Source organism: Treponema primitia ZAS-1 (assembly GCF_000297095.1).
Lineage (GTDB): Bacteria > Spirochaetota > Spirochaetia > Treponematales > Breznakiellaceae > Termitinema > Termitinema primitia_A.
The window spans coordinates 15,139-27,125 of sequence record NZ_AEEA01000045.1 but is presented as its reverse complement, the minus strand read 5'-3'; the positions used below and the strand labels follow the sequence as shown (position 1 = coordinate 27,125).

Below are 11,987 nucleotides of genomic sequence, written 5' to 3'. Positions count from 1 at the left end.
GGACACTATTTTACCGCTCCGGCCGCAACGCCTTTAATAATATATTTTTGGGACAGGAGATAAAAAATGACCACCGGAATAATGGTCAGCATGAGGGCCGCCATGGCCATATTCCACTGGATGGAAAATTCCCCAAAGAAGGAAGCGGTGGATAGGGGTATGGTGCGGTTCGCTTTACTGTTTAAGACCAGGGAGGGCAGCAGGTAGTCGTTCCATATCCAGATAACATCCAACACCAAAACGGTGACAGTCACCGGTTTCAGCATGGGAAATACAATTCGCCAGAATACCCCCCAGGCGGTACAGCCGTCGATGGTTGCCGCCTCTTCCAGGGAGATGGGAACCGACTTGACAAATCCGTGGTAGAGGAACACCGCAAGGCTCGCCCCAAAGCCTATGTTCATATAAACCAGGGCCCCCAGGGTATCAACCATGGGAATTCCCAGATACCGTTTTATGCCGCTCATCTCCTGCATCAGGGGCATCATCAAGGTCTGGAAGGGGATGAGCATGGTGGTAACGAAAACCATAAAGATAATTTTACTCAATTTGTTGTTTGACCGGACCAGCATCCAGGCGGTCATGGAGGCCAGGATCGTGATAAACAGGATTGAAAAAATAGTAACGATACATGAATTCCCCAGGGAGTGGAGAAAATTCATCCTTTCCATGGCGTTACGGTAATATTGAAAACTAAAACTCAGGGGGGGCGCAAGGATATCCTCATAAAGCTCCGCTCGGTTTTTAAAGGAATTAACCAAAACAATATAGATTGGGAACAGGTACAAAAGGCACAGAATCATTACCAATGTACAAAGGCTGAAATTTTTTATATGGGCGTCTTGTTTTTTTATCACATCTCCACCTCCCGTTTTTTCGTTATCCCAACCTGTACTGCGGTAATAGCCGCCACTATGATGAAAAAGAGGATCGCCTTGGCCTGACCATATCCGTAATTATTCAGGCTGAAGATTTCATGGTAGATATTCATGGCAAACAATTCGGTGGAGCTGTACGGCCCTCCTCCGGTAAGGGAAAGGTTTACGTCGAAGATCTTAAAACAATTGGAAAGGGTCAAAAATAAGCAGACCGTAAAGGACTGCATGATCAGGGGAAATTTGATCCGAAAAAGGACGGTCCAAAATCCGGCGCCGTCCATATAGGCGGCTTCAATCACCTCTTCGGGGATCGACTGTATGCCGGTGATATAGATTATCATGATATACCCCGCCATTTGCCAGGTGATAACCACCGTAAGGGCAAGGAGGGCAAACTGAGGGTGGAGAAGCCAGTTGAAAAATACCGTTGTAAGGCCGGTCTTCTCTCCGATGGTCCGGAAACCCTCCCCCAGGATGAATTTCCAGATATACCCCAGGATCAGCCCCCCGATCATATAGGGGGCAAAAAGCATGGTTCTGGCAATGTTTCTGACATTGAGCCGGGTGGTAACTCCCAGGGCAAAGGCCAGGCCCAATACATTGATGGTCACAATAGAAAGGAGCGTAAAAAACACCGTATGCCCCGCAGAAGCGAGAAACCGTTCATCAGAAAAGATTTTGATAAAATTGTTTATCCCCACAAAAATTTTAGGATTCAGGGGAAGGCCGTCCCAGGAAAAAAAAGCGTATACGATACCGATTATAAAGGGAATAAGTACGACGGTGGTAAAAACAAAAATCAAAGGCAGGGTAAACAGGGCATACCAAGCGGGACCGCGCATTTTTTTCATATATGCTCCTTCTCATCAATATTAAAAAAACAGTTTTACTGCGGAAAGAACGGCACGGAATTTTCCACGCCATTCCTCCGCCGCAACGCCCCGGCGCCGGGGCGAATTCTCAAACTATCTTCCCGATGCCTTTGCCCAGGCGTTATCCAGGGCGACCAGGAATTCCTGGGGAGTCATTTTGGAGGTAAAGAACTGCTGGGCCGTCGGAGCCAGGTAAACATCCACAATGCCCGCAGGATAAAGATTCGTCGCCCAGGGGATGGTCTTGCCTTCCGTAGCATACCGGGAAACTTCCGCGGAAAGGGGATCGAGGTTGTTTGAAGTCATACCCTTAACCACGGGGATAAAGCCGAATTCTTCGGTAACAAAGCGCTTACCGTTTTCGCTGGTATACAGCCAGGTAAGGAAGTCCTTAGCCAGCTTCCGCTGAGCCTCCGGAGCCTGGGAATTGACGCTCCAGACCGTGGGGACGCTGACCGCCAGCTTATCATTGCCGCCTAAGGGGAAGGGCATAAGACCTATTTCAAAGTTGACCTTGTAGTCCGCAAACATGGGGTAACACCAATTCCCCTGGTGAATAGCGGCGGTCTTGCCGGTGGCAAAGTCCCCGCATTCCCGGTCGTAGTTTACCTCCAGGGGGTTATAGGAGTTGTCCCGGATGGCGGCATAAAACCGGGCGAATTCCTGGAATTCCTTGGTGTCCGCCATCTTTACTTCTCCCTTGGCGAGCCGGTCCATATACTGTTCCATATTAGGCATCACCGCAAAGGGAGTGTTAAGGATGTGGCCGATGAGGAAATAGCTTTCCTGCGAAAGACCAACGCCGTTAATCCCCGCTGCTTTGGAATCCTGCAGCAGCTTTACAAAGGAATTGTAATCCCGGACAGCGGCAGGGTTGGTAAGGCTCTTATTGTAAACCAAACCAAAACCTTCCACCGTGTAGGGTATGCCGATAACCTTACCGCTGCTCTTGGAAAGCATGGAATCCGCGATGTCCTTAACAAAGGGCAGGGCGCTCAAATCCTCAAGGTAATTCGCCACCTGGGTGATTTCTGCCCCCGGGGTCAGGGAAAAGAGGGTAGGTCCCTGGTTATTGGCAATCCGGGTTCGCAGCTGGTGGAAATAGTCGTCCCCGGTGGTACTCCAAACTTCCACCTCCACCCCTGTTTCCTTCTGATAAGCCTTGGCGGCCGCCTCAAGCTGGGTGGTAATTTCTACCTTCGATTGGAAAATAACAAACTTATTCCCACCGGCATCCTTTGACCCTCCCCCATAAAGGGGCAAAGATAGGGCCAATCCGATCAATACCAAAGTTCCTGCCTTTACATGATTTTTCATAAGCATCCTCCATAAAATAAATCGTTATAAAACGTTTTACTAATGATAAGCCAGGTTTTTTGATCTGTCAACGCTTTTTTTATTATTTTTATGAGATCCTATGGTTTATTATCTTAATTAAGGAGATTATGCCTGATAATTGCTGTTTCCGGAGTATTTTGATAAAATAAAAATAGTAAAATGAAGTAAATTTTACTTATTATTGATAAAAATCGGCGCCACGGTTTTCCGCCAGGTTACCGCCGCGGAAATTTTCATGGGTTCAAAATTATTTTTCCCGTTTATGTTTTCTATTAAAGAACGGGCGGCCAAATAGCCCCGCTCATAATTCGGGATGGTCACGGTGGTAAGCCCCAGGGTTTCAGCCCGTTCGCAGTCGTCAAAACCCGTTATGGCCACATCCTCAGGTATCCTAAGCCCCCGTTCCTGCAGGGCTTTCATGGCGCCTATGGCCATGTTATCGTTGGCGCATATCAGGATTTCCGGCAGCTCTTCCGCCAGCATGAGGATCTTTACCGCCTGGCCCCCGCTGTTCTCCCGGTAATCCCCGGAAAAATAATTTTCCCGCCGAAAAGGGATATCGCTTTTGTTCAACACATCTAAAAAAGCCTGGAATCGCTCTTTATTGTCATCGGTATGCTCGGGGCCGCCTATAAAAGCGCATTTCCGGTATCCCCGGCGCAGGATTTCCTCCATCATTTCGCTTACGGGATCGTAGTTATTCACCACCAGACTCTTGATATGGGGATGGGGAACGGCCAATACCCGGTCAAGCGTCACGATGGGATACTGTTCCCGGGCCGCTCTAAGGAGTGTTTCGGTTTTCATCCGCCCATCAAGGATGATACAGCCATCGGTTAGGCTGTTATGCATGTACTTTTCGCAAGACTTGGTGGTACAGATCATCAGATCGTAGCCGTTAGCCCCGGCATAATCGTTGATCCCCTCAATAATTTCTAAATAGAAACTCCGGTCAAAATCGCTAAAGTTAAATAGAATGGTTTTGCTTTTCCTGGATTTAAGGCTCTTCCCGGCGGCATTGGGGATATAATTCATCTCCTTGCAAATTTTCAGCACCCTGGCCCTGACTGCTTCCCCCACATTGGGCCGGTTGTTCATCACATTGGATACCGTGGAAACTGAAACTCCCGCCGCTGCCGCTATATCCCGTATCCCTATGACCATAAATATCCCTTTGTAAAATTGTATGGTGTTCTTATAAATTATAGCATAGTTTTATCGCCATGTTACCCCTTAGGTAGATTGTCCTTAATCCGCTTAACCGCTTCCTCCAACCTGGCCCGGGTTGTTCCGAAATTGATCCGCACATAGCCGTCCAGTCCGAAGGGCTTCCCATTGTTGGGGAGGATTTTGGCCTTGTCCTGCAGCCACTGGTAGGGGTTCGGTATTCCCAGGGGGCGGAAATCGATCCACTGTAAGTAGGTACCCTCCACATGGGTAAATTTTACTCCGGAGATAGATTTAAGTTCCTTTTCCAGGTAATCCCGGTTCCCCTTGAGGTAATCCACCAACTGCAGATGCCATTCCCGGGAAGATCCATAGGCAGCCTTCGCTGCAGCCACGTTGAGAATTCCCGGATTGGACAGGGCATAGCAGGTTTTGACGAATTCCTCCCGAAGAACCGGGTTGGGGATGATCGCAAAACCAAAGGGCAGTCCCGCCATATTGTAGGTTTTTCCGGGCCCCATGATGGTGATACTTTGGTTAGCGGCGTATTCATCTACCGAGAACCAGGGAAGGTGGGGGCGGTCATACACCAGGCCGCAATGGGCCTCATCGGATATGACGATAAGCCCCCTCTCCTGGGCGAAACGGCTTAATTCCCTTAGCTCTTCGTATTTATAGACCCTCCCCACAGGATTCTGGGGGTTACAAAGGTAGAAAAGTTTAACATCATCCTGAATGCGGTTTGCCAGATCGTCAAAATCGATCTCGTAATACTCTTCGGTGTTTTTCAAAGGTGAAAGGATCGTCCCTTTCCCGGCTTTACCCGGAGCGGCCAGGAGCACATGGTAGTTGGGGGTGTTGATCAGGACCCGACCCTCCCGCAGGCGGCTTACCGCCGCAAGGACCGGGACAATCGCCGGGAGCAGTGTCAACCACTCCTCCTTAATGGTTACCTTGTACTCATCCTGGAACCATTTCTTGATTACCCCGGGGAATTCCTGGTCCCGGCCGTAACCAAAAACGCCATGGTCCAGCTTTGCCTGTATCGCCTCAATAATCGCCGGGGCGGATTTGAAATCCATATCCGCCACAAACATGGGGAGCACGTCTCCCGCAGTAGTATCCCACTTGGTACTGCCGAAACCCCTGCGGTTGAGGGGTTCATCAAAATTATAGTTCATATTAAACCTCTTATCCTATTTAACATACTATATTACTAGGAATATATTGGCAATAGCAATGAATACACCTTTTTCTTGTCCATCCCTGTCCCTTTCTGTATCTTATAATTATAAGGAAAAAAACCATGGATTTCGAAAAATTAACCGTTAAAGCGCAGGAAGCTGTTAATGCGGCCTCCGGAATTGCCCAAAAAAATGACCATTCCCAGATTGAAACCGAACACCTGCTTCTGGCCCTGCTTAGCCAAGAAGATGGCATTGTTTTGCCTATTATCAAGCAAATCGGGGCCAATGCGGACCGGATCAAAACCGATACTGAAGCCCTGGTTACGGCGAATCCTAAAATTTTCGGCGATGCTGCACAGATCTACTTATCCTCCGCAGCCTCCAAGGTATTGGCCAAGGCGGAAAATGAAGCTGCCTCCTTAAAGGATGATTTCATTTCCACCGAGCATATCCTTCTCGCCATTACCGCCGGGGAAGGAAAGGTTGCGGAACTTCTTAAAAAAGCCGGGGTCACCAAAAACGCTATCCTCGCCGCGCTGAAGCAGGTGCGGGGGAACACCCGGGTTACGGACCAAAACCCCGAAGGTAAGTACCAGGTCCTGGACAAATACTGCCGGGACCTCACCGCCCTGGCCCGGCAGGAAAAGCTGGACCCGGTAATAGGCCGGGACGAGGAGATTCGCCGGGTAATGCAGGTCCTGTCCCGCCGCACCAAGAACAATCCGGTTCTCATCGGCGAACCCGGTGTAGGGAAAACCGCTATCGCCGAAGGCTTAGCCCGGCGTATCGTTGCCGGGGATGTACCCGAGGGGCTCAAGGGGAAGAAGCTCCTGGCCCTGGACTTAGGGGCCCTGGTGGCGGGGGCCAAGTTCCGCGGCGAATTTGAGGAGCGGCTTAAGGCGGTGATCCACGAGGTCCAGGCTGCGGACGGAAACATAATACTGTTCATCGACGAGCTCCACACCCTGGTTGGAGCCGGGGCCGCAGAGGGGGCTACCGACGCATCCAACCTGTTGAAGCCCGCCCTGGCCCGGGGGGAACTCCGCTGCATAGGCGCCACCACCCTGGACGAGTACCGCAAACACATCGAAAAGGACGCCGCCTTGGAACGGCGCTTCCAGCAGGTCTATACTGCGGAGCCTTCCGTGGAAGATACGATAGCGATACTGCGGGGTCTGCAGGAACGCTACGAGGTGCACCATGGGGTGCGGATTAAAGACGAGGCCCTGGTTGCCGCAGCAACACTGTCGGACCGGTACATCACCAGCCGCTTCCTCCCGGACAAGGCCATTGACCTGGTGGACGAGGCGGCGAGCCGGCTCAAGATGGAGCTGGACAGCCGGCCCACGGAACTGGACAAGCTGGAACGCAGGCTGCTGCAGCTCTCCATCGAACAGCAGGCGCTGAAGCGTGAGGAGGACGGTGCATCCAAAGACCGGCTGCAAAAGCTGGAAAAGGAAATCGCCGACCTCAGCTCCGAACGGGACGCCATGAAAGCCCGGTGGGATAACGAAAAACAGGACATTCAGAAGATCCGGGAGATCAAACAAAAAATAGAAGAACTGCGCATTGAAGAAGCCCGTTGGGAGCGGGAAGGAAATTTATCAAAGGCTGCGGAAGTGAAACACGGCCTGATCCCCGATGCGCAGAAAGAACTGACCCGGCTCACCGGTCTCATGGAGGCGAAGCGGGAAAGCTCCACCGGCAAGGGTACGCCGGCCCTGCTCCGGGAAGAGGTGAGCGAAGAAGATATTGCCCAGGTAGTATCAACCTGGACGGGCATCCCCGTTTCAAAGATGCTCAGCGGGGAACTGCAGAAGTACCTGGAACTGGAAAAGGTACTGGAACAGCGGGTGGTGGGCCAGCGTTCTGCGGTAGAAGCGGTGGCGGACGCCATACGGCGCAACAAAGCCGGGCTCTCCGACGCAGCCCGTCCCCTGGGCTCATTCCTGTTCCTCGGCCCCACCGGCGTGGGCAAGACGGAACTGGCAAAAACCCTGGCGGACTTTCTCTTCAACGATGAAAAGGCCCTGACCCGGATCGACATGAGCGAGTACGGCGAGAAACATTCCGTAAGCCGTCTCATCGGGGCGCCCCCGGGTTATGTGGGTTACGAGCAGGGCGGCCAGCTTACCGAAGCGGTACGCCGCCGTCCCTACAGCGTTATTCTCTTTGACGAAATCGAAAAGGCTCACCAGGAGGTATTCAACGTCTTCCTCCAGATCCTCGACGATGGCCGGCTCACCGACGGTCAGGGCCGGGTGGTGGACTTTAAGAACGTGATCATTATTATGACCAGTAACCTCGGATCGGACCTGATTTTGGGAACCAAAAACCCCGATGAAATTAAAGATGGGTTGATGGAACTCCTCAAACAGAGTTTCCGTCCAGAATTCTTAAACCGCATCGACGAGACAGTGATATTCAACCGCCTGGGCAGGGACGAGATCAGTAAAATTGTGGACATCCAGCTCAAGCGCCTTTCCGCCCGGCTTTTGGACCGGAAGATCACCCTTACGGTCACCGACGGCGCTAAACATCTTTTGGCGGAGCGGGGTTACGATCCCCTCTTCGGCGCGCGGCCCTTAAAGCGGACCATACAGTCGGATCTGGAAAACCCCCTGGCCAAGGGGATCATCGCCGGAAAGATCAAGGACGGGGAAACCGTGGTTGCAGACCGGGCTTCTGACGGAAAGACAGAAGGCTTGGTGTTCAGGAAGGGGTAGGCGTTGCGCTACTCCGTATCCTTTCGCAGTATAGCCAGGTAGTCCTCATAGGCAAAACAGCGGTTCCGCTTGGCATCGGCGGTGGGACGGAGGATGTTCAGAGTTGTCAGGTGGTTCACCGCCTTTGCCGCAGTATTAAAGGAAAGATCCAGGTCCTCCGCGGTTTTGCCGATCTCGATAATGGGGTTCCGTTCAATATAATCATACAACTTCCGGGCTGTTTTGGCGGATCTTCCCAGGGCGGCGATGCGCCCGGTATTCCGCTCCCGCAGGGCTGTCATCTGTTCTATCGCACCAATGGCGTCTTCCGTCGTGTCCTTGATGCCCCGTATGAAAAAGTGTATCCACTGCTCATAGGAACCCCTTCGTCGGACTTCACTGAGCCGGTTGTAATATTCCGCCTGGTTCTGTTTTAGAAAACAGGAAATATACAGCGCCGGCTTGGAGAGCAGTTTTTTTTCACAGAGGTAGAGGATGATTAAAAGCCTGCCCATGCGGCCGTTTCCGTCCAGAAAAGGGTGGATGGTTTCAAACTGATAGTGAATCAGGGCGGCCTTAATAAGGGGATCAACGGCAAACTCCGCCGTAAGCGGGATATCGTCGTTGATGAACCGTTCCAGATCATCCAGGGCCGGGGCCAGATCCTCCGGGGCCGGCGGAACGAAACTTGCGGTTTTAATAGTACTTCCCCCGGGGCCTATCCAGTTCTGGGTACGCCGAAATTCGCCCGGGGCTTTTTCCCCACCCCGGTTACCTGCCAAGAGTATCCCGTGGGTTTCCCTGAGCAGCCTGATACAGAGGGGCAATTTCCCCAGGCGATCCAGGGCATGGTGAACTGCTTTTATATAATTGATGACCTCCGCCACGTTGAGATTGCGGTTCCGTTCCGCCTGGGGATCGAGAATATCGTCCAGGGTCGCCTGGGTCCCTTCTATTTGGGATGATAAGAGCGCCTCTTTGCGGACATACATGGAAATAAACAGGTCCATGTTTGGAATTCGGGAAGAAAGTACATCAAGAACCCCAATTTGATGCCTGGTTTGGGCCATTAAAAAATAGAAGGAATCATCCAGCCCGTTCAGGGTTATGGACTGTAGGGGGCTTGGGAGAAACGAAAAATACCGCGCCTCCCCGCTTAATTGAGCTTTAAGATAACCTGCCCGGTTATACAGGGGAAATTTCGCCTCAAGTTGCATACCTTCCTGCCTGAAAATGAAATAACAGCGTCTTTATAAGGCGCTTATTTCAGTTTCAAATATAAAACTGAAATAACGACTTCATTTTATCATTCTTATTTCATTTTTGCAAGTAAAACTGAAATAAAATTACTTATTTTCCTGCTTTATTTCAGTTTCCACCTTCATGTATCAACCAGGTACTCCCGCAGTTTTCCCACCACATCCTCTTCTACCTGGGCTTCCAGTTCAATGTAAGTTCCTTCATAGGTTTCCTGCAGCACCGTCCCGCTCCGGTGTACCAGAGCTGCCAGGTCGGAACGGTCCGGGGGAAAGCGGAAACGCCGAACCGGACCGGAAAGGGCGTCGATCATCCGCGCTTTCAGTTCATCCAGCCCGGCGCCGCTCAATGCAGAAACAGGAATACCGCCGGGGTAGCGGCGGAGCAGAGATTCCAGGGCATCCGGAGATGGCTCCAGGCAGTCGATCTTGTTCAGCGCCGTGAGCATAGGTTTTTTGTCTGCCCCCAGATCCCGGAGTACCGAAAGGGTAGTTTCAAAATACGCATCCATATCCGGGTCCGAGGCGTCCAGGACGTGGATCAGCAGATCCGCCTGGACAGCCTCTTCCAGGGTGGAGCGGAAGGCGTCCACCAGGGCGTGGGGCAGCCGACGGATAAAGCCCACAGTATCGGTGATAACCAAGTTGCGTCCCTTGGCGGGGAGGACCCGGGTGGTGGCGTCCAATGTGGCGAAGAGCTTGTCCTCCGCCAAAACCTCTGCGCCGGTCAGGGCGTTAAGCAGGCTGGACTTCCCCGAATTGGTGTAACCCACCAGGGTGCAGGACACCGATTCCTTGTCCCGCTTCTTCCGCTGGACCGCCCGCTGCTTGCGCACCTCCGCCAATTCTTCCTTAAGCCGGTATATACGCTGCTCCACCTGACGCCGGTCGGTTTCCAGCTTGGTCTCCCCGGACCCCTTGGTCCCATAACGTCCCCCCCGCTGCCGGGACAGGTCGATGTACTTATGGGTCAGCCGGGGCAGGGAGTAGAAAAGCTCCGCCAGGGCAACCTGGATTTCCGCCTCCCTGGTTCTGGCCCGTCCGGCAAATATCTGGATGATAAGCTCCTGCCGGTCCACTGCGGCAATCCCCGTAAGCCGTTCCCAGTTCCGCTGCTGGGAGGGGCTGAGCTCACCGTCAAAAACCAGGCAATCCACCCCCAGTTCCGCAGCCTTTCCGGCAATCTCGTCAGCCTTCCCGGTCCCCAGTCCAAATTTATGATGATGCTCCCGGATATGGACCTTCTCCTGGGCGGCAATCTCAAAGCCCAGGGTCTTCGCCAACCCAACAAGCTCCTTCGCCAGGGATTCCGCCTCCGCCGCATCGGATTTACCATCCCGAATGCTGATAAGGAAAGCCCGGGTGGGGGCAATTTCAGTCGTGTGCAATTCAGCCATGGCTTTACTATGACATCCTATTAAAGGAAAAGGAACTACCATTTTAAATATTGACGGAAAAGCTCATTTTTTCCCGTTTACACAATGTTTACTTGATCCTAAATGGCATTCTATAATAGTATATGACAAATCAATGGATTTTTTGTAAAAAAAGAGGGATTAGTACTATGTCAGTAAAAAATGTTAATGTTTGTACCCCCCCCCCCCCCCCGATAGGTATACTAGGATATAAAAACAGGATTTCCGGTAATTTTTTATTCTGTATTCATTTGCCTCAAAATATGAATCCCCTTGAAATTTACCACCCTGAAAGAGGAGTTATGTGTGGGGGCGATGTTTTTCAAAAAGGTAGTACCAGATGGAAGTTATAAACGATGCTTCCCTATCAGTTAATCGGCGCATAGCCCAAGTGCGGGCTGTGCTAAACATTTCTCAAGTTAAATTCTCCCAGGTTATATCCTTGTCCAGCGGATACCTTGCGGGGATTGAAGTTGATAGGCGGAGAGTTAACGACCGGGTTATTAAACTTATCTGCGCTTCCTTTGCGGTTAGTGAAAAATGGCTTCGTGATGGCGAAGGTGAAATGTTTGATCATAATCCTGAAAATGAATACACCAAGCTAATTGCACTTTATAAAGAACTTACGCCTGCTTATCAGCAGTACATTTTAAAACAAATAAATCTTCTTTTGGATATTCAGGATATGGATAATAATAAAAATTATACCCAGAGAAATCAATATGTCCAGAGCATTACGCAAGTGTAAAAAATGCGGCAAATATATATTCACAGATTTAAAGATGTGTCCACAGTATATTTTCTGAAATTTGTTTTAATCCAAGTCTTCTTTTTGCAATTAATTTATTTTTAATTATTTTTTTCGTGCGATCATTTCTATTTCCCCGGCTTTGACCCAATAAGCGTAAAGGTCAGCCCGCACTGATATCGCTCGCCACTTTCCGGATTGGTTGCCTTTTCGGATCCATAAAAGCCGACCGATCCGGAGGAAAAGTCTTTGGGCTGGGCAATAGTTGTGGTCCACTCTTTACCCTCGCTGTCCTTGATGGTAATTTGAAGAAATCTTGGGGCTTTGGGGTCTCTTTTAGCTGGTTCGGGCATGGGTATCTCCTTAAAGAGTATTCTAACACAGAATTAGGATGACAAAAAAGGGATAAGCCCAGCCTATA

General features: G+C 51.0%; 10 protein-coding genes. 2 read left to right on the top strand and 8 right to left on the bottom strand.

Translation table 11 applies throughout. The annotated features are described in order from the left end of the window. Positions 1-5: 5 nt before the first annotated feature. The 5 genes from TPRIMZ1_RS0107580 to TPRIMZ1_RS0107560 form a co-directional block, all read right to left on the bottom strand. Positions 6-857: a carbohydrate ABC transporter permease gene (locus TPRIMZ1_RS0107580; protein WP_010257275.1), complete on the bottom strand. Its 852-nt coding sequence runs from the start codon at positions 855-857 to the stop codon at positions 6-8. Beyond that, on the bottom strand, positions 854-1,729 hold the full coding sequence (locus TPRIMZ1_RS0107575) for a carbohydrate ABC transporter permease (protein WP_010257272.1): 876 nt from the start codon (positions 1,727-1,729) through the stop codon (positions 854-856). Before TPRIMZ1_RS0107575 ends, TPRIMZ1_RS0107580 begins: the two co-directional genes overlap by 4 nt. 114 nt (positions 1,730-1,843) lie before the next feature. Further along, positions 1,844-3,067, bottom strand: a complete 1,224-nt coding sequence (locus TPRIMZ1_RS0107570) for an ABC transporter substrate-binding protein (protein ID WP_010257268.1) — start codon at positions 3,065-3,067, stop codon at positions 1,844-1,846. A gap of 192 nt (positions 3,068-3,259) precedes the next feature. Next, positions 3,260-4,252, bottom strand: coding sequence for a LacI family DNA-binding transcriptional regulator (locus TPRIMZ1_RS0107565; protein ID WP_010257264.1), 993 nt, complete (start codon positions 4,250-4,252; stop codon positions 3,260-3,262). 62 nt (positions 4,253-4,314) lie between these two features. After that, positions 4,315-5,436: a MalY/PatB family protein gene (locus tag TPRIMZ1_RS0107560; RefSeq protein ID WP_010257262.1), complete on the bottom strand. Its 1,122-nt coding sequence runs from the start codon at positions 5,434-5,436 to the stop codon at positions 4,315-4,317. A 125-nt stretch (positions 5,437-5,561) separates the two neighbouring features. Here TPRIMZ1_RS0107560 and clpB point away from each other — a divergent pair, with 125 nt between their 5' ends. After that, the gene (gene clpB, locus TPRIMZ1_RS0107555) at positions 5,562-8,168 is read left to right on the top strand and encodes an ATP-dependent chaperone ClpB (protein ID WP_010257259.1); all 2,607 of its coding nucleotides are present in this window, start codon (positions 5,562-5,564) and stop codon (positions 8,166-8,168) included. Between the two features lie 8 nt (positions 8,169-8,176). Here clpB and TPRIMZ1_RS0107550 read toward each other — a convergent pair whose 3' ends face one another. Both TPRIMZ1_RS0107550 and hflX read right to left on the bottom strand, forming a co-directional pair. Beyond that, positions 8,177-9,364 (bottom strand): Fic family protein, encoded by a 1,188-nt coding sequence (locus TPRIMZ1_RS0107550; RefSeq protein WP_010257255.1) that lies wholly within the window; start codon positions 9,362-9,364, stop codon positions 8,177-8,179. A gap of 164 nt (positions 9,365-9,528) precedes the next feature. Beyond that, complete coding sequence (gene hflX / locus TPRIMZ1_RS0107545; protein WP_010257251.1) at positions 9,529-10,800, bottom strand: GTPase HflX; 1,272 nt, start codon at positions 10,798-10,800, stop codon at positions 9,529-9,531. A gap of 358 nt (positions 10,801-11,158) precedes the next feature. Here hflX and TPRIMZ1_RS0107540 point away from each other — a divergent pair, with 358 nt between their 5' ends. Next, entirely contained in the window at positions 11,159-11,566 is a 408-nt protein-coding gene (locus TPRIMZ1_RS0107540; protein WP_010257249.1) for a helix-turn-helix transcriptional regulator, read from the top strand. Between the two features lie 128 nt (positions 11,567-11,694). Here the strand turns inward: TPRIMZ1_RS0107540 and TPRIMZ1_RS0107535 are convergent, their stop codons facing one another. Continuing rightward, positions 11,695-11,919, bottom strand: a complete 225-nt coding sequence (locus TPRIMZ1_RS0107535) for a hypothetical protein (protein WP_010257246.1) — start codon at positions 11,917-11,919, stop codon at positions 11,695-11,697. Positions 11,920-11,987: the final 68 nt, after the last annotated feature.